The sequence below is a fragment of the Roseivirga seohaensis subsp. aquiponti genome, assembly GCF_001267955.1.
GTDB classification, from domain to species: Bacteria; Bacteroidota; Bacteroidia; order Cytophagales; family Cyclobacteriaceae; genus Roseivirga; species Roseivirga seohaensis.
Map to the genome: position 1 here is coordinate 306,796 of NZ_JSVA01000004.1, position 18,665 is coordinate 325,460.

At 40.3% G+C, this 18,665-nt stretch carries 12 protein-coding genes; 4 read left to right on the top strand and 8 right to left on the bottom strand.

Going from position 1 to position 18,665, the window contains the following annotated elements; all coding sequences use genetic code 11:
• Positions 1-25: 25 nt before the first annotated feature.
• Together OB69_RS03760 and OB69_RS03765 are read right to left on the bottom strand one after the other, a co-directional pair.
• Positions 26-2,467, bottom strand: coding sequence for an efflux RND transporter permease subunit (locus tag OB69_RS03760; RefSeq protein ID WP_053222348.1), 2,442 nt, complete (start codon positions 2,465-2,467; stop codon positions 26-28).
• A gap of 89 nt (positions 2,468-2,556) precedes the next feature.
• The gene (locus OB69_RS03765; protein WP_053222349.1) at positions 2,557-3,873 is read right to left on the bottom strand and encodes a deoxyguanosinetriphosphate triphosphohydrolase; all 1,317 of its coding nucleotides are present in this window, start codon (positions 3,871-3,873) and stop codon (positions 2,557-2,559) included.
• Positions 3,874-4,073: 200 nt separating this feature from the next.
• Between OB69_RS03765 and glpK the strand changes: the two genes are divergently transcribed.
• The gene (glpK, locus tag OB69_RS03770; protein WP_053222350.1) at positions 4,074-5,564 is read left to right on the top strand and encodes a glycerol kinase GlpK; all 1,491 of its coding nucleotides are present in this window, start codon (positions 4,074-4,076) and stop codon (positions 5,562-5,564) included.
• 4 nt (positions 5,565-5,568) lie between these two features.
• A complete protein-coding gene (locus OB69_RS03775) occupies positions 5,569-7,215 on the top strand; it encodes a glycerol-3-phosphate dehydrogenase/oxidase (RefSeq protein ID WP_053222351.1) in 1,647 nt (548 codons plus the stop codon).
• A 4-nt stretch (positions 7,216-7,219) separates the two neighbouring features.
• Here the strand turns inward: OB69_RS03775 and OB69_RS03780 are convergent, their stop codons facing one another.
• The gene (locus tag OB69_RS03780; protein ID WP_157608480.1) at positions 7,220-8,383 is read right to left on the bottom strand and encodes a hypothetical protein; all 1,164 of its coding nucleotides are present in this window, start codon (positions 8,381-8,383) and stop codon (positions 7,220-7,222) included.
• Positions 8,384-8,395: 12 nt separating this feature from the next.
• Positions 8,396-9,580, bottom strand: coding sequence for a hypothetical protein (locus tag OB69_RS03785; RefSeq protein ID WP_053222353.1), 1,185 nt, complete (start codon positions 9,578-9,580; stop codon positions 8,396-8,398).
• A 154-nt stretch (positions 9,581-9,734) separates the two neighbouring features.
• On the opposite strand from OB69_RS03785, the gene OB69_RS03790 reads away from it, so the two are divergent.
• Positions 9,735-10,784 (top strand): PA0069 family radical SAM protein, encoded by a 1,050-nt coding sequence (locus OB69_RS03790; RefSeq protein ID WP_053222354.1) that lies wholly within the window; start codon positions 9,735-9,737, stop codon positions 10,782-10,784.
• A 38-nt stretch (positions 10,785-10,822) separates the two neighbouring features.
• Here the strand turns inward: OB69_RS03790 and OB69_RS03795 are convergent, their stop codons facing one another.
• Positions 10,823-11,884, bottom strand: a complete 1,062-nt coding sequence (locus OB69_RS03795; protein WP_053222355.1) for a DUF2971 domain-containing protein — start codon at positions 11,882-11,884, stop codon at positions 10,823-10,825.
• 168 nt (positions 11,885-12,052) lie between these two features.
• A complete protein-coding gene (locus OB69_RS03800) occupies positions 12,053-13,153 on the bottom strand; it encodes a TlpA disulfide reductase family protein (protein ID WP_053222356.1) in 1,101 nt (366 codons plus the stop codon).
• Positions 13,154-13,425: 272 nt separating this feature from the next.
• Between OB69_RS03800 and OB69_RS03805 the strand changes: the two genes are divergently transcribed.
• Positions 13,426-14,421 (top strand): helix-turn-helix domain-containing protein, encoded by a 996-nt coding sequence (locus OB69_RS03805; protein WP_053222357.1) that lies wholly within the window; start codon positions 13,426-13,428, stop codon positions 14,419-14,421.
• Positions 14,422-14,470: 49 nt separating this feature from the next.
• Here OB69_RS03805 and OB69_RS03810 read toward each other — a convergent pair whose 3' ends face one another.
• Entirely contained in the window at positions 14,471-15,571 is a 1,101-nt protein-coding gene (locus OB69_RS03810) for a DUF2911 domain-containing protein (RefSeq protein WP_053222358.1), read from the bottom strand.
• Positions 15,572-15,986: 415 nt separating this feature from the next.
• Positions 15,987-18,458: an alpha/beta hydrolase family protein gene (locus OB69_RS03815; protein ID WP_053222440.1), complete on the bottom strand. Its 2,472-nt coding sequence runs from the start codon at positions 18,456-18,458 to the stop codon at positions 15,987-15,989.
• Between the last annotated feature and the right edge of the window lie 207 nt (positions 18,459-18,665).

Below are 18,665 nucleotides of genomic sequence, written 5' to 3' on the forward strand. Positions count from 1 at the left end.
TTATGGGCTAAGCCGAAAATGGCTTTTAGGAATCTTTATTGTCTTTGTCTGTTGAACCAACAAACGGGTCGTTACTCTTAATCAATAGGTTTTGAGTATCAATTTCTTCGTCTTCGTCTTCAATATAAAACTCATAGTGCTCAATAAGTGGATGAGCGTTTACATCTCGTTTACCACTATCGAAAACCATCAATAAAGCTGGCAAAACGGTAAGGTTGGTAACCATGGCAAACAACAGGGTTAACGAAGTAAGTAAACCCAAGGCTACTGTTCCTCCAAAATCGGAGAACACGAAAATTACAAAACCGAAGAATAGCACTATAGAAGTATAGAGCATACTCGAGCCTGTTTCTTTTATACTGTTACTAATGGCGATAGGCACAAAGAATTTATTGGCAAACAATTCTTGGCGGTACTTGGCTAAGAAGTGTATTGAATCATCTACAGAAATACCAAAGGCAATACTGAAAATTAAGGCCGTGCTTGGTTTTAATGGTATTCCGAAAAAGCCCATGATTCCTGCGGTTAAAATCAGTGGGATTAAGTTTGGCACCATAGAAATGATAATCATTCTGAAGTTTGCAAATAGAATGGCCATGATCACCGCAATAATTGCGAAAGCCAATAACAATGACATTTGAAGGTTTTCGATTAAGAATTTATTTCCCTTTACAAACAGCAAGGTAGAACCTGTAACACTGGTATGCACATCTTCATCTTCACCAAATACTTCGTTAATTCTTGGCTCCACTACCTGGGTAATGAGTGAGTCCATTTTTACAGAGCCTAAATCCCATGTTTTTAAAGAAACCCTAAGAACTTGCCCTGTGGTATCCACAAAGCTGTTTAGCAATCCATCTTCATCCTTTTGATTGCTCAAATAATTCAGGATCGCATTCCTATCACTTGGGCTCGGAAGGCTATATCGGTTTGAATCGCCATTATAGTAAGCTTGGCGAATGGCCTTGGCAAAACTGACAATTGAAATAGGTTGAGAAACAAAGTCGATAGAATCGAGGCCGATTTCCAAACGTTCCACTTTTCTCAAGTTTCTAGCATTCAGTGACGAGCGTGGTTTTCCGAAGTCCACAATAATTTCAAGCGGCATTACTCCGTTAAAATTCTCTTCAAAAAAGTAAAGGTCTTGCTTAAGTTTTGATTCTTCTGGAATATCATCGACCATATAGGCCACCGAATAGAGTTTAGAAACTCCATAAAGCGAAACACCAACCACCACAAAAGTAATTGCAAAAACACGATAGCGATGTCTGTGTACTAATAAGTCGAGTAAGGTGAGCATACGCCCAAGCACCTTAAACTCTAAATGTTTCAGCTGAGCGGGTTTTGGCGCAGGCAGGTATGAGAAAATACCTGGAATTAGCACCATACTTACCACAAAAGTGGCTAAAATATTAATACCAGCTACTAAACCGAATTCCTTCAAAAGGGTAATATCGGTAGTAACCAAAACCAAGAAACCAATGGCAGTGGTGAAATTGGTGATGAAGGTTACCAAGCCAATTTTTCTGATCATGAGGCTAAGCGCCTTCATTTTATTACCATGTTTGGCAAAATCCTGATGGTATTTATTCAGCAAGTAAATTGAATTGGGAATACCGATTACAATGATGATTGAAGGTATTAAACCTGTGAGTACATTGATACTATACTGAAGGATTCCGAGGGTTCCCATTACCCAAGTTACCACTACGCCAATAACTATAAGCGGAAAAACCACAGCCGTCCACGACCTAAAGAAGAGGAAGAGGATAAGGGCTGTAATGGCAATAGAAAGCACAATGAATAACTTGAGCTCTTTGGCCGTCATTTCTTGCATGATGGTTCGAACAAACGGCATTCCCGAATAATGAAGCTCAATGCCTGTATCGGCAGAAAAAGCTTTACCAATGCCTTTAATTTCACCCACTACATCATTCCTAAGTTTAGAGTTAAGCACTTCCCGATCCATCGTAATCAGAATCAGGGTAGCACCATTCTTAACATTCATCAACTGACCGCTATAGAACTTTAAGTTCAAAGCCGCTGCCATTATGGAGTCTAGTTCTGCCTGAGAGGTGGGGCTTTGCTTTATTAAAGGGGTAAGCTCAAAACTGCGGTTGTCTTGATTTTTGGTGATATTCTGAAGTGTAGCCAATGAAATCACGTTAGTGATACCTTCCACACTTCGTAATTTTTTGTTCAGTGCCTCATACTTGAGGAAGTTATCAAGCTCATACAGACTGCTATCTTTCACACCCAACACCAAGATGTTTCCATCTTCCCCAAAATTCTTTTTAAAATCTTGGAAGTACTTATAGTTTTCGTCTGTTTCTGGAACAGCCGTATTAAAGTTAAATGCCATTTTTACATCACGCGCCATATAGCCCATGAACACCGTAAAAAGGAGCAATAGAATCATCAGGGCGAGCCTGTATTTCAGTACGATATGAGGAAGTTTAGACCACATTTTTTTCAAAGATCACAAAGGTAATAGAAATCCCTTCTCAGTAAATTGATTCTCACCATTTTATCCTATAAAGAGAAAGGTTAATTTGGCTACCTTCCCGGTAGGGAAATACCCATAATTTTTCGGTACAAATTCAAAGCATTCGAATCGGTCATTCCAGCCACGTAATCTAGCGTGGCCCTTAAGGCCAAATATGCTGAAGAAGCTTCTTTCACCTCAACCTGAGTTTCGGTGGGCAATAACCTAAAGTAGGTTTTGTCTTTTGCAGAAAGGTTCTTTTTAAAACCTGCTAAAGTTGCAGGCACTAAGGTTTCCAACAAACCATTCAATACACGATAACCCGCGGCCTCGGTTTCTACTACATCTCGGCTACGGTAAATTTTCTCTACTGAAACACTAATAATTTCGGACATAGCCGCTTTCGAAGGAATTTCATCCGCCAAAGAAATGTCGAATTCAGAAGTCAGTAATTTCTCTTCATGCTTCATAAATAAATCTACACACTCACCAATTAACTGGTTTATAGCTAAAGCACGAAGCACTCCAATTCGTTCCTTTAAGCTATGAATGGCCTCTAATTTTTGGGGCTGAAACCTATCGCCAATCACATTGGCCAATAGCTGCACCGTTTGCTCATAACTGACCAAGCCTAAATTACAGCCGTCTTCTAAATCTATAATATGGTAGCAAATGTCATCGGCAGCCTCTACCAAAAAGGCCAGCGGATGACGACAGTACTGATCAGTTCCTAAAACCTCAAGACCAAGTTCTTTTCCCAATTCCTGAAAAACGGTTCTTTCTGTATCGTAAAAACCAAATTTCTTCTGGCTTCTTCTGGCCTTGTCTTGCTTTTCAACCAGCGAAGGACGAGGGTATTTTGTAAAGGCAGCTAAAGTGGCCGAAGACAATGTCAAGCCCTGATAACCCGGTCGGTTTAGTAATCTAAAGCCTTGCGCATTTCCTTCAAAATTGATCAAGTCGGCCCATTCGGCTTCGGTTACTTCAGGTTTTAATTCTGCTTCTGCATTCTTAAAATAATCGGAAATAGAAGATTCACCCGAATGCCCAAAAGGTGGATTTCCAATATCGTGCGCTAAAGAAGCAGCCGCTACAATGGCGCCAATGTCATGTGCACTTATTTTATTCTGAAGAAAATCATACTTCTCAATCAGCTTACTGCCTACCAACCTTCCTAAAGATCGGCCCACGCTAGACACTTCCAAGCTGTGTGTCAGTCGGGTGTGGACAAAATCCTGCTCTGGCAAGGGGTGCACCTGCGTTTTGTCCTGCAATTTCCGGAACGGATGAGAAAAGATAATCCGATCAAAATCACGATCGAAAACCGTTCTCGTCTGGTTTTGCTGAATATCAGGAGTATCTAAAGAAAGAAGTTGTAACCAATTCATCGCGGTAAAGCTAAGTATTGAGCCTTTAACAGGAAAGGTAAAAAAGACTTGAGTCAAATATACGGTCAGAAGCAGCAATAAAAGTTCATTCTCTTCAAATAATAGAATTGGTTTTCCGCTCTAGGCTTTCCGCTGAATAGTCGCTAATATTATAGGAGGTCAAATCATTTTTTCAGTTAAAGCAAAATCCATCTAATATTATGGGCGAAAAGAAATACATCATCGCATTAGACCAAGGCACCACGAGTTCTCGTTCGGTGCTTTTCGATCAAAAAGGGCAAATCCTTGACATTGCGCAGCAAGAGTTTTCTCAGATTTTCCCTAAACCAGGATGGGTAGAGCATGATGCTATGGAAATTCTTTCCAGTCAAATGGAAACCCTTTCTAAACTCATTAAAAAGAACAAAATCAATGGCGAAGAAGTAGCGGCCATAGGTATTACCAACCAACGTGAAACCACCGTAGTTTGGGATAAAAACACTGGAAAGCCCATTTACAACGCCATTGTTTGGCAAGACAAACGTACCGCCAGCATTTGCGAAGACCTAAAGCACAGCGGCATTGAAGCCTACCTTAGAGAGAACACAGGTTTGGTAATTGACTCCTATTTTTCAGGTACCAAAATCAAATGGATTTTAGACAATGTAGAAGGTGCAAAAGCAAGTGCCGAAGTTGGCGATTTACTCTTCGGAACCATTGACAGTTGGCTGGTTTGGAACCTGACCAATAGAAAAGTACACGCCACCGATTACAGCAACGCTTCCCGCACTTTACTTTTCAATATCAAAACCGTGAAGTGGGACAACAAGCTTTTAAAGGCGCTAGACGTTCCAAAATCCATGCTACCAGAAGCCCGACCAAGCTGTGGGGATTTCGGTACTTATGAACTTGACGGAGTAGAAATTCCTATCGCGGGCATTGCTGGCGACCAACAAGCCGCCCTTTTTGGTCAAGCTTGTTTTGAACCCGGCATGGCAAAAAACACCTATGGCACAGGTTGTTTTATGCTGATGAATACGGGCGAAGACCTTCAGCATTCTTACAATGGTTTGCTCAGCACCATTGCTTGGGGCATTGACGATAAAGTATACTACGCTTTGGAAGGAAGTGTTTTTGTAGCGGGTGCAGCTGTACAATGGCTACGCGATGGACTTGAAATTATTGAAGATTCAAGTGATTCCGAAGCCATTGCCGAAAAGCTAAAAGACAGCCATGAAGTGGTGGTGGTGCCGGCCTTTGCGGGTTTGGGCGCGCCTTATTGGGACATGTATGCTCGAGGTGCCATTTTCGGACTCTCTCGTGATACGGGAAAAGAACACATTATCAAGGCCACGCTAGACTCTCTGGCTTTTCAAACCCGTGACATTTTACAAGCCATGCAAAAAGATGCAGGTTTAAAGTTGAAGGAACTGAAAGTAGATGGTGGCGCTGCGGCCAATAATTACCTTATGCAATTTCAGGCCGATATTCTTGGCGTTGGGGTAGAACGGCCAGAAGTCATTGAATCCACTGCGCAAGGTGCAGCTTACTTGGCTGGCATTTCAGTGGGTTTTTGGAAACAAGAAGACATCATCAAAAACCGAATTATAGAGCATGAGTTTGAGCCAGAAATGGACGCCAAACTAAGAGAAAAACTTTATGCTACTTGGCAAAAGGCGGTGAAGAGATCTATGGACTGGGTAGAAAATTAAGCTTATGAACATCCTCTCTTCTACCAACCGAAAAGCATTAACAGACACTGTAAAAGCGCAGCACTATGACCTATTGATCATTGGTGGAGGCATTACAGGGGCAGGTATTGCGCTCGATGCCGCTTCGCGAGGGCTCAAAACTGTTTTAGTTGAAAAGAACGATTTCGCCTCGGGTACCAGCAGTAAATCCACCAAACTGATTCATGGCGGTTTGCGCTACCTCAAGCAGTTTGAAATTGCGCTCGTGCGTGAAGTAGGCAGAGAGCGCGCCACTCTCCATAAACTCATTCCCAACTTGGTAACTTCTGAAAAAATGTTGCTTCCGCTCATTAAGGATGGCACTTTCGGAAAGCTAATGACCAGCATTGGTTTAATGGTCTACGATGTTTTGGCAGGTGTAGAAAAAGTGGATCAACGCAAAATGTTGGACATTGAAGAGACCTTGGAGAAGGAACCGCTTTTAAGTGAAGAAAATGTGGAAGGCGGTGGCATTTATGCGGAATACAGAACCGATGATGCCCGCCTAACGATTGAAATTATTAAAACTGCCTCTAGGTTTGGAGCCCATTGCCTTAATTATGTGCAGGCCGATGAATTCATTTATAAGGAAGGAAAAGTTGCTGGGGTTTTTGCTACGGACTTTATTTCGGGTGAAAAAATGGAGATTAGAGCCAAGTCTACCATCAGTGCGGCTGGCCCTTGGGTAGATGAACTGAGAATGAAAAACCATTCTTTAACCAGCAAACACCTCCACCTCACCAAAGGTGTACACATTGTGTTGCCCCACAGTAAATTTCCGCTCAAGCAAGCCATTTATTTCGATTTCCCCGACAAGCGAATGGTCTTTGCCATTCCACGAGGGAAAATCACATATATAGGCACTACCGACACCGATTACTTTGGCGACAAGGATAAAATTTTGACCACCAAAGCCGATGTAGACTACCTTATTAATGGGACTAACCATGCTTTTCCAAAGTTGAACCTAAAGGCCAAAGATGTAGAATCGAGCTGGGCTGGAGTAAGGCCACTCATTCATGAAGACGGAAAGTCTGCATCAGAAATTTCGCGCAAAGATGAAATCTTCGAATCGGAAACTGGCTTGATTTCTATTGCGGGCGGCAAGCTCACGGGCTATAGAAAAATGGCTGAAAAGGTGGTTGATCGCTTGTATGATAGACTGCACAAAGAAGAAGACATGCCCATTGTTGAAACCAAAACCACTCATATTGATCTGGATAATGGCGCTTTTAAAAATGCCAAAGCAGTAAAGAAATACAGAAAATCGATCCGCGAACAACTAGAAGCCATTGGCCTCGAAAAGTATTATGCGGGTTATTTGGTGAGCAATTACGGAAAATCAACAGACAAAATTATTGAAGGCATGAATGCTTTTGACAACAAAGCACTCCACCTTAAATTGATTCGTTCAGAATTGAGGTATTGCCTAGAAAATGAAATGGTCTTTTCAATTCAAGATTTCTATATCCGCAGAACGGGCCGTTTGTATTTCGATATTCACAGCATCAAACCTACCCTTGAGGTTATCCTCAAAGATTTTCAAAATCACTTTGGCTGGTCTGCGGAAAAAACGCTTTCAGAAAAAGAAGCCATGGAAAAAGCCATTGAAGAGGTTTCTGTTTTTAGTTAGAAAATTATTTTTCCACAATCTTCACCTTTAAAAAGGTCTGGTAATCGCGTTCATCTTTGTAGGCGCGTTTCAGCCAAAGAAAATCGTTTTCTGTGCCTTTTGGCATGGGCTCATTAAGGTTAATATCCCATTCAACTTTTCCTAAAAACTGCTTTTGATCGAACAGCAGAAAATCAGTGGTCATGTATTTTCTCGTGGCGGCCTCAAATTCAGGCGAGTACCACCATCTAGGGAGCTGTTGCAACTCTTTCATTACAGCGTTAGGAATTTTCCCCAAACTGAGGAGCAGAATTTTATTCCCTACAGAAAAGACGTGTGAGTTTATCTTCAACAGCTCAGGGTCGTCTTTACTTCCAAATTCTACCCCTTCATACTTAGGCAAAAACTCGGCTGGAATAGCAATTTTATTAAGGTACTCATTTTTCTCTGCATCAAAAATATAAAGGTAACTATCGCTTTGGTGGGTAAAAGCAAAGGTGCTTCCAGCCAATAGTGTGAAAGTCGGGTAACCCCAGTCTAGGTACTCTCCAGCAGTACGGTAAATATTGTCAGGTTCCTTATGCATAACCGTAGTGGTTTCACCCGTTTCAAAATTCATTCGAAAAACAGCATCAATAGTATCTTGATATTGCTGACTTCTACGGTTTCTATTGGTCAGGTCCAAAATCATGGCCAGTACTTCTGTGCCTCGTTGGGTTTCAAAAGCCTTTATGCGCTGTGGCTTAAAATCTAGAATAATACCCCCGCCCGCTTCTATTGGGGGTTCATATCGCCCAAGTATTTCACCAGCTTTAGAAAAGCGATAAAAGTAAGCGTGACCATAAGCGGCCAGTTCGTCTTTACCATAGAAGCTCCAGCCATAACTAGAATTACCCATATAGTTTGGCCCTTCTATATGAGGGTTAAAAGAAGAAAGAACCTCTCCGTCTTTGTCCATCACCAAGTAATCACCTGATTGAGTATCGGCAAAGAGAAGGTCTCCCGTACTACTTTGGTAATCCAATAACTCCAAGACTGAAAGTCTATCAATCACCAAAGAGTCAACAATTTCAGCTTTGAAGCTTCCTATTTTACTTTCTGATTTTTCTTCATTACCACTGCAAGCCATCATTGATATAAGGCAGCATGTGAGCAAAAAGAGTTGAGAGTTTTTGAAATACTTAAGCATACAAATCTGAGGTTAGGGTTTTTCTGAATTAGAGTCTTCTACAATTTTTACTTTCAAAAAAGTCTGGTAATCGCGTTCGTCATCATACCTACGCTGAACCCAGAAATATCCATCGGGGCTACTGATTTTTTGATACCCCACATTTCCGGCAGTCCATTTCATCTCGCCCAAAAAGCGGTTTTCGTCAAAGAGTAAATGGTTATTCGTAATGTACTTTTTTACTGCATCCTTATAATCCTGCGATTCAGACAGCATGTCTACCTTTTTATATATTTCTCTTATGATAGACTCTGGAACTTTTCCCATGACCGAAACCATGATGTTATCACCAGTGGAGACCACATAGGAGTTAATTCTAAATATATCTGGCTCTCCCTTTTCTCCAAACTCAATCGTTTCATACTCAGGCTGAAAAGCCTTTGGAAGCGGGATCGCGTTTACTAAGCTGTTATTCGCCACATCAAAAATGTAAAGCATGGAGTCAATGCTATAGACCTGAGCAAAGCGGTCGTTTTTCATTTTCGTTACATAAGGAAAGCCGCGGTCTACAAATTTCCCTAAAGTCCGATATACACTTTCAGGCTGTTTTTCCATTACGGGAGTGGCCTCTCCAGTTTCAAAATTCATACGGTAAAGCATAACTGTCGAATCTTGAAAGGCTTGAGAGTTGTAAGGAGGCCCAGCAGGCTCAGTGATAAAAGCAAGCACTTCAGTGCTGCCATTTATAGTATAACTGTCCACCATAGTTGGGTCTCTATCTAACCACCAAATCGACCTTGCTTCTACAGGGTAGGGTATTTTGGCAAGCTTGTTTCCCTTTTTATCAAACTGATATAAATAATAGTGGCTGTGACAAACCAATCCATCATTTCCGTAAAAACTCCAACCGAAGTCATAATCACCAACATAGGCGGGGCTTTCAACATGGGGGTTGAATTGCAAGACCAAGTCACCGTTTTCGTTCACGATCAATACTTCATTGGTTTGTTGATCGCCTACTAAAAACTCTTTCGTGTCAACATTGTAGTCTAATAGTTGAAGTGTTGAAAGTCGATCGACCATAACGGAATCGACTACTTGGGTAATGTAGGATTTGACATTATCATCAGTAACCTCTTTTGAAGTACCACAGGAAACAGTCAATAAAACCAGCAGAAGGAAACTAAAAATTGAGAATGCCTGAGATCGGAGTTTCATTATAGCTTAAGTATAATTTTATGTTCCAAAATATAAATTAATAGTCCAGAAAACAAAAGAGCACAAATAAGGCTTCAAAAGAAATACTCAATCTATTAGCTATAATGTTTGGTTTGAATCTATTATTTTTAGTTTTACTAATAATAATAGATTAATGATTAAGGGAAGAGGCGCTCAAAAGCAGGTGAAGAACAGGTTCTTGATGCACGAATATGTGCAAGAACACCTAGAGGCAATCGATGAATTTGATGGCCAAAACCCGAACACCAAGTACATCCCCATCTTCCCAAAAACCATTGTGAACAAAGTGGAAAGTCCTGATGTCGGCATGACCTATTCCCTCAACCCTTATCAAGGTTGCGAGCATGGCTGCATTTATTGCTATGCACGAAACAGCCACGAATATTGGGGCTACAATGCTGGGCTCGATTTTGAAAAAGTAATTATGTACAAGGAGTCTGCGCCACAGTTGCTAGAAAAGCATTTGCAAAACCCCAATTGGCAGCCTTCTACCATCGTGCTTTCTGGCAATACCGATTGTTATCAGCCTTTGGAGCAAAAGCTCGAAATTACCCGAAAGCTGCTCGCTGTTTTTCTGAAATACAAACACCCCGTGGGCATTATTACCAAAAACGTCACCATTACCCGCGACCTCGATATTATTGGCCCTTTGGCCGACCTCAACCTGATTAGCGTTTATTTCAGCCTCACTACTTTGGATGAATCGGTAAGAAGAAAGCTTGAACCTAGAACAGCTTCGGCTATTAGAAAATTGAAGGCCATTGAAACCCTAACCCAGCGTGGCGTGCCCGTAAACATTATGATTGGCCCTATTATTCCCGGGTTGAACGATCATGAAATTCCTGAAATTATGAAAGCCGCTTCCAAGGCTGGAGCGAGAAGCGCTGGTTATACCATGGTGCGGTTAAATGGCGCCATTGGCCAAGTGTTCGAACATTGGGTGCAGGAGGCTTTTCCCGACAGGGCAAGTAAAATTCTGAACCAAATAAAGGCCGCACACGGAGGCAAACTAAACGACAGCCGTTACAGCACCAGAATGCGAGGCGAGGGTTTGATGGTGCAATCCATCAACCGACTCTTTGAACTTTCTAAAGCCAAGTACTTTCAAAATACGGAGCCCAGGCCTAAGCTCCGCACCGACTTATTTGTGAAAACCAACAAAGGGCAAATGGGGTTGTTTTAGGAAGGATTTGTATATAAAAAGTAGTCTATCAAAGGGTATTATATGCTTGTTATTCCATAAATACTGATTTCATATGCACCAAGAATGTAATTACTATTTGACCAACAGATTCCATCTTTAGGCTCACCTTTCAATCTATGCATCATAAACACTCTATCGGCCTCTCTGAAAAGGTGGTTCTTTATTAATTCTGCAAGCCATCTTAGAGCATCTTTTGAAACGGGTTTTTCGAATTCAGTTTCAATAAGCCCTTTTTTATATGACCAAAAGTATTCAAGATGAGTAATAGTGAAGGAGACATTTCCAATTCCGGTGATCGTATTTGGAATTTCTTCTAGGTATTTGAATTCACTTTTGTTATAATTTGAAATCTCCCTTCTTTCAAAACAATAGGTGTTAGGAGTTTGAATAATCTCGTAAAATTTCAAGTCTCTTCCCGATAAACGTTTCATTATATCTTCCCTAATTTCTGTTGGCATTCTTAATCCAAAGTAAATTCCAATAATCGCTTTAGGGTGATAGTGTCTCAGTTTAGGTTTGTCAAATACGATTCTTGTCTCATCCTCATATTTCCATTCTTTAGACTTGCTGCCTGCAACTTTTTTGATTGCACTTAAAATATCTCTACTTGTTATGTCAGAGATACTTAATTGTGGTGGTCGAGAAGAGTAGTTAATTCGAAAAGTATATAAGTCTTCATTTGAATACCCTTTTTGTAACTTATACAAATCGTATTCGACACAAAATCCTTTATGTGAATTAGCATAATGAGCCCATAGAAGCTCATGGTTATATCTACCTGCAAGAGAATAAATTCCAACTTTTTCGTTTAGGCTTGAAATGAGCTGGTCAATTTGAGAATGAAACCCTTCTAAATCCGCGTTTTTCCCTCCTAGTATATTCGAAGCAAGTTTAGTTTCTCTTTTCAATTTGTCACTAAAAACCAATGCTTCACACGGGTCATTAAGCGAGTCAATACTTGATGCAAAAAGGGAGTTCTGTTCAATTGATCGAATATCTCTTTCCAGATCCGAAATTTCCTTTCCAGTCCTTAACTCATTGTTTCCTGAGCGGTATTTGTATACTGGTTCTGTTTTCATTTGCTGTCAAATTGCTTATTACACTATGAGTCGGTCACAGATATGTCTGATAGTTATAAATATGTCAAATTTTATAACTGTAAACCCTAAACCGAAAAACGCCCCCTTTCAAGCGCGGTTAGTTGTTTCAGTATTTGTATATCAATTACTTCTTGCTGTTGATGGCTGTTACAAGCCGTCCTTTTCATTAAATAGTTGCTTGAGTCTCATTTGTAATTTTTCTCCTCGTATAAATCTGTCAATGATTATTCCGTTTTCATCGATTAAAAAATTATCAGGAATGTCCCGTACTCCATAAATCATTGCGGCTTCATTATTATCTCCTTTTAGGTCACTCACATTTGGCCAAGTCAATCCATCTTTTTCAATTGCTTTTTCCCATTTTTCTTTATTACTATCCAATGATACTCCAAGAATTTCAAAACCTTGGTCATTATATAGTTCATATAGCTCAACCAGTTCAGGATTGAAAGCCCTACAAGGGCCGCACCAAGAAGCCCAAAACTCTATTAAGGTATATTTTCCTTTTAACTCGGATAATTGAATAGTTTGTCCGTCTACATTGGCTTGTTCAAAATCAATATACTTATCTCCAACTTTCAAATTTCTGTTTATGGCTATGAACTCTTCTATTGCCTTGCCCTCTTCTGTGGATCGTAATTTTTCGTTTATCTGCGAGAATAGTTGTTCTGTTTCTTCACTTCCCATCATTTCTTTTGACCAGTTTAATTGGGTCAGACTTTCATAGGAATTAGGGTAATCCTTAATGAATCCCTTATTAATATCAATAACCACGTATTGCATTTGTTCATAAAAAACAAAAAGTGAATCACGGTTTTCTTTTGTAACCATCGCTTCAAGTTTCCCCATTTCTTTAAAAATAGAGTCCTTTCTTTCTAAAAGTAGTTCAGATTCCTTCTGGGTATTCGAACCACTTACTTTACCTTCCGAAAAACTCCCCTCTTGACCAACAAAATCAATTCCTTGATTCTCTAACCAAAAAGTCCTGTCATCCCTGCTTTTGATTATCCTTAAATGCGCTAAGGTTGGCCGACTTACATTTCCTTTGAATTGAAATTCTTCATTGAGAACAATCGCAGAATCAGCAATTACATCCATTTTTGGATAGAGGTATAATAAAACTTGGGTGCTGTCAGGTACATTTTTTGCGATTCCGTTGATTAAATACCCCTTACTTACAGGCTTATCTTGACAAGAAATTAATATTGTCAATGAAATTATAACTATGCTTGTACTTAGATTTTTCATTTAGCTTTTTTACTTATCCCCAAACAGTCTTGTATGAGACTAACCCCCATAAATATATTGAATTTTAGGTAGTTAGCCCTAAGCAAATAGTAAAGCCTATGGCTTACAAAAAAATAAGAATAGAAATACCGATGAACATAGCGAGCTGGATTGATTGAATAGGGCTTTGATAAAACCAATTATCTTTGCTGAAAAACACCATCAGATTCACGTTTTACTTATCGTAACTAATACTGTAAGCTCAACGTAACTAAAGCGTGAATCCATAGCCCATGAATCTCTTTGGAATATTAGGTTTGTTTGCCGGTATAGCAGTAACAACTGGTTTGTTTTTAGCAGCTTACCTCATTTTTATTAGAAAGGATGATAAAATTGGCAACTACTTTCTTGGCGCACTGTTTTTGGCAATTTCACTTCGCGTAGGTAAGTCTATTGCATATTTTCTTCTTCCTGTTATGGCAGATGAAGGTGTGGCCACAGGCTTTTTAGGGCTTTCTTTAATAGGGCCGCTCACATTGTTTTATACCGCCTATGCTGCCAGTAGAAAATCAATTCCATGGTATTATTATGCAATTCATTTTATATACCCATTGGTTGGTACAGTGCTTTGCTTCACGGTAGTAAAAGATGAAGGATTTACATGGTTTTATCAGATTACTACAGTCATAATGTTTTTCTATTTGCTCAAGGCATGGAAGGTGAATACCGTAAGCACTTATGAGCATGAGCGCCTTGCTGCTTGGAACAAGCAAATATTGATTGCTGTTTCGCTAGTTTGGATGGCCTTTATTTATCAGCACCTTACCAACTCCATGATGGATTATGCCATTGGTTCAGGAATTGCGGCTGTGGGCATTTATTTTGTGTTTATCAATGCCCTCAAATCTCCAGTGGTTTTTCAGCCAGCCATGAAGGTAGAGGTTTCTCCATTGTATGTAAAGAAGGTGAAAGAGGCCTTTGAGCATGAAAATGTTTACAGAGTGCCAGGAATAACAATCAATCAACTTTCCGAGCAATTACAAATACCCGCTTATTTGATCACTCATTGTGTAAAAGAACTTTACAAAATGACATTTCCTGAAGCCATTAATCATTTCAGAATTAACGAAGTGCAGAGCCTATTATTGATCGAAGACAATGTAAAAGTGGAGGCTTTAGCTTATGATGTTGGCTTTAAAACGCCATCTGCATTTTATGCCGCGTTTAAAAAACAAACGGGTATGAGTCCGAAGGTTTTTAAGCAGACCCAGGCACTTAAAACAGCATAAAAACGACATGCCATTGCTGGCATGCCGTCTGGTCAAAAAACCCGAAAACTCAACTCCCAGGTACTTTATAGGTATTGTTCTCTATTTCAGTTTTAATCTGGCCCAACCTTGCCTTGAATCCTTCAGGAATAACCTTTTCTACTTCATTCAATGTTTTCAGAGCAGATTTCTTATCGCCCAAGTAGTATTGAAAGATTCCTTTGTTCAACATTAGAAACCATGCTTCAGGATTCTCCTTCAATAGCCTTTCTGTAATTTCAAGTGCATCTGATGCCTTATTGTTTTGCAATAAAAATATCCCCAATTCATAGGCCTCATTCGGGCTCATATCCATAGCTTTCAATTCAGTAATTGTAGCCGTGAGCTCTTCACTCTTATTAAGAGCCTTTAAAAGTCTAACTTTAGTCGTGAGGTTAGTCACATTTTTATTGGCAGCAAAACCACCATAACCACCATTGATAGACCTATCTGCCCAGGTAAGTGCTTCTTCTAAGTTAGTGTTATGTATTAGGCACCACGCAGCGGCATCATTCCACGCTTGCCAGTGGTAAGTGTTGATACCACGCAGCTCACTTCTAAAACTTTCAACTACAGTATTATTAATATCAACACCTACTGTAAAAGGAATCCTTTGATTACGCCACTCCAAAGCGACTTGCACTGTTGATTCAGTCCAATTGATGAATTCATAGTCCAGCTTTTCTGAAGGAGCGCATTCTTCACTTTTTACATCAACCTTTAAGGTAACATCCTTGTCCACATCAAGGTAATAGCTTCCCCATTGATCATTATTATGAGCAAAAAGGAGCTGGTAGCCATCATCTTTAGGTATGATATGAAATCCATACTTCCCTGCTTTCAATGCCTTACCCTCAATGGTTACATCGGTACTGAATTCGATGGTAGTATTCATATTAGCACCAGCTCGCCACGGTATCGGGTCACCATTTTTAGGAATTACATTGGTGTCATTCCATACATCCCTTCCATTCGCAGAAGGACTGGAGTAATCGATGGTGATATCTGTGACAGCAAGTCGCTGTGTTTCGGTAACACGATTGCTCGGCTGAGGAATTTTTAAAGTGTGAAATTGAGCGCTCGCTTCTACTGCTGCAATCGATAGTAGCAGCACCGCTAATAATTTTTTCATAATGTTATTTATTTGAGTTCATGCAATTCTAGTACTCAAATGGATGCCTTAACTCCTGATTCAGGAAATCAGGAGACGATTTACCTGATAAAAGTGTTGGCGTAAACAGAAAAAGGGCATGCTCCCATGACCCTTTCAGATGTGTAATGACAGTTTAAATTATGAAATAGGGTTACTTGATTTAAGTATTAAGAACAATTGCCTTAACGGTAACTGGTGAGAGTGGCAGACCTTTCGATGATTCTTAAGTGCGCTTACATTTCCTTTAAATTGGAATTCTTGATTGAAAATAATAACAGTCAGGCTTGAATGTGATTGCTAACCTAAAATATATTGAATTTTACCACCGTAAACCCCAAACAAAAAAACCGCACCCTTTCGAGTGCGGTTAGTTGTTTCAGTATTTGTATATCAATTACTTCTTACTGTTGATGGCTGCGCTTTCTGGGCTAGTTTTTCCATTTTTTACGTGGGTTTCTAACCAAGAATCCATTTCCCAAAGCATATGCATAATCGATTCTTTTGCGCGGTAGCCGTGGCTTTCGTGAGGTAACATTACCAAACGCGAAGTACCGCCATGCCCTTTAATGGCATTGTAAAAACGAATACTCTGGATTGGGAAAGTACCTGAATTATTATCGGCCTCACCGTGAATCAAAAGCAATGGCTCATTCACTTTATCGGCATTCATAAATGGCGACATGGTGTTGTATAATTCTGGGGCTTCCCAATAAGTACGCTCTTCACGTTGAAAACCGAATGGTGTCAATGTTCTATTATAAGCACCACTTCGGGCAATTCCAGCTGCAAATAAATCGGAATGCGCCAAAAGGTTGGCCGTCATAAAGGCTCCATAAGAATGGCCTCCTACTGCAAATTTATTACGATCGCCAATGCCCATTTCAACGGCTTTGTCGATGGCCGCTTCGGCATTCATTACCAATTGCTCTACAAAAGTGTCGTTCGGCTCTTTATCACCTTCACCAATAATTGGAAACTCCGTACCATCCATTACGGCATAACCTCGTAGCACCCAAAACAATGGTGAACCTGAACTTACTCTGGTAAACGAATAAGGTGTGCCTCTAATCTGAGAAGCAGTTTCTACCGACTTGTACTCAATTGGGTAAGCCCACATAATCACTGGCAAACGGCCATCTCGATCTTTGTCGTAGCCAGCCGGGGTGTAAAGCGTAGCACTTAAGTTTACGCCATCTTTCCTTTTGTATTTTACTATTTCCTTGTTAATGGCCATTAATGAAGGTTGCGGATGAGGGAAATCAGTAATCGCCTTCATTGTGCCTTTCTTCAAATCACGGATATAATAGTTTGGTGGCTCTTTTTCCGACTCACGAATGGTAATTATCATATCTCCTTTTTTAGAAAGCAGATCAGTTACTCTTTCGTAATAAGGGGCTTCAGACCTAAAAAGTATTTCTGCCTTTTTGGTTTTCGTATTAAACCTGCTCAAAAACGGTCTATCACCTTCTGGCGAACCACCCGTACTACGCATAAACAGATCGTCTTTGTCAAACAAAAGCACATTCCAGCCATATTGATTTTTAATCATTACTGGGTTTCCAGGATCATTATAACGGTCGGTAGTAGCGCGGTCGATTAACACCTGACCAGGAGTATTAGGCTTAGAAGGATCAATCAAGGTGGTTTTTTCCAAACGCTGTGCCCACCAGCCTTCATTTAATAAAGCCCTGTTTTCATCGCCCCACTGAATGCCAGAATAGCGCAGGCTTGTTCCAAAAAGCTTGGTTGGTTTTCCGTTAAACGGAGCGCTTTGCATGTATACAATGTCGCGCTCTTTTACTTCTTTGTTCGGGTCTCCACCATCATTTGCTTCTGCCCAGTAAAGCGTATTCGGTTTGTCAGCTCTCCAAGTCATGCTTCTAGCACCTAACCTTGTGGCGTCAAATCCATTGGGACGAACTTCATCCAAATCAATTTTGGCCATTACTTTTACCAAGCTTCCTGTACTGCTCCATACTTCGTATTGAAAAGGAAAACGTGAAGCAGGCACTAAATAAGAAAACGGTTTCTGAATGGTTTGAACTAAAATATAGTTGCCGTCAGGCGAAATATTTACAGACTTTATAATATCTGGCTGCCCTACTTTTTGGCTATTCCCATTCATGTCGATTTTTCTCAACTGAACCATGGTATAGTATTCGAAAAGCATTTCGTCATACGGGTTTTCCAGTAAATCCTGATAGGTTCTTGAAGCAGCAAGTGCGCCAGAAGTTTCTTGAAGTACTGGCCCAGTTGGTGCTAAAGGCTTTTTGGGCTGAGGACCACGGTTGTCGACAACAGTACTTGCCAATAATGAATTATTGTCTGGCATCCATTCATATGCACCTACATAGGCATTATTGATGATTTCACCTGTTAATTTTTTGGCTGACTTACTGTTGACATCTGCCACCCAAAGCTCAATTCCGTTTTCGGTGGTATTGGTAAAACCAATTTTACTTTCGTCCATCGACCAGCTTACATTACCAATTTGAGGTTTGCTTGGCATTCCTGAAAACTGAAATTCTTGCCCCGAAGCAATGTTCTTTAAACTCAGGCCTGTCATAAAGCTTTCTCTGCTTGGTCCGTTGGTGGCAGGGTTAATTCTGGTTCCGCCAATTCTAAGCTCTGGCGCAGCTACTTCTTCAATCGAAGGGTAGCCTGGTCTTTCCATCAGCAGCATCCATTCTGCTTTAGAGTCAATACTCACCGATGGCGTAGAAGGCGCATCAATCAGTTTAGCAATTTCTTCTGGAGGCCTTTGGTAGCCCATATTGGTGTCTTGTGCCTGTACTGAACCGAAATTCAATAGCACCGCCACGACCAGAAGCTGGGGAAGTCGTTTTAAATTATTCGATAGTTTCATCTCGTTGGTAAGTTTAGTGGTTAATGAAATTAAGCATTCCTTTCGTGCTAAATACAGACACATAGTATAATTGTTCCAAAAAGGTGATGAGAGGAAAAGGGTTTCACATTTATGGTAGAAATCATATGAACCTATTCAAATTACCGTACATGTCTACGAAAATATTCGTAACAAAATTTGCTATTACGAATTCGTTCGTATATGTTT

What these genes read in the sequence shown, in the direction of transcription:
- OB69_RS03810 (WP_053222358.1), bottom strand. Translation starts at nt 15,571, where the DNA reads ATGAAAAAATTATTAGCGGTGCTGCTACTATCGATTGCAGCAGTAGAA.
- OB69_RS03760 (WP_053222348.1), bottom strand. Translation starts at nt 2,467, where the DNA reads ATGTGGTCTAAACTTCCTCATATCGTACTGAAATACAGGCTCGCCCTG.
- OB69_RS03775 (WP_053222351.1), top strand. Translation starts at nt 5,569, where the DNA reads ATGAACATCCTCTCTTCTACCAACCGAAAAGCATTAACAGACACTGTA.
- OB69_RS03790 (WP_053222354.1), top strand. Translation starts at nt 9,735, where the DNA reads ATGATTAAGGGAAGAGGCGCTCAAAAGCAGGTGAAGAACAGGTTCTTG.
- OB69_RS03780 (WP_157608480.1), bottom strand. Translation starts at nt 8,383, where the DNA reads ATGCTTAAGTATTTCAAAAACTCTCAACTCTTTTTGCTCACATGCTGC.
- OB69_RS03795 (WP_053222355.1), bottom strand. Translation starts at nt 11,884, where the DNA reads ATGAAAACAGAACCAGTATACAAATACCGCTCAGGAAACAATGAGTTA.
- OB69_RS03805 (WP_053222357.1), top strand. Translation starts at nt 13,426, where the DNA reads ATGAATCTCTTTGGAATATTAGGTTTGTTTGCCGGTATAGCAGTAACA.
- OB69_RS03800 (WP_053222356.1), bottom strand. Translation starts at nt 13,153, where the DNA reads ATGAAAAATCTAAGTACAAGCATAGTTATAATTTCATTGACAATATTA.
- OB69_RS03785 (WP_053222353.1), bottom strand. Translation starts at nt 9,580, where the DNA reads ATGAAACTCCGATCTCAGGCATTCTCAATTTTTAGTTTCCTTCTGCTG.
- OB69_RS03815 (WP_053222440.1), bottom strand. Translation starts at nt 18,458, where the DNA reads ATGAAACTATCGAATAATTTAAAACGACTTCCCCAGCTTCTGGTCGTG.
- OB69_RS03765 (WP_053222349.1), bottom strand. Translation starts at nt 3,873, where the DNA reads ATGAATTGGTTACAACTTCTTTCTTTAGATACTCCTGATATTCAGCAA.
- glpK (WP_053222350.1), top strand. Translation starts at nt 4,074, where the DNA reads ATGGGCGAAAAGAAATACATCATCGCATTAGACCAAGGCACCACGAGT.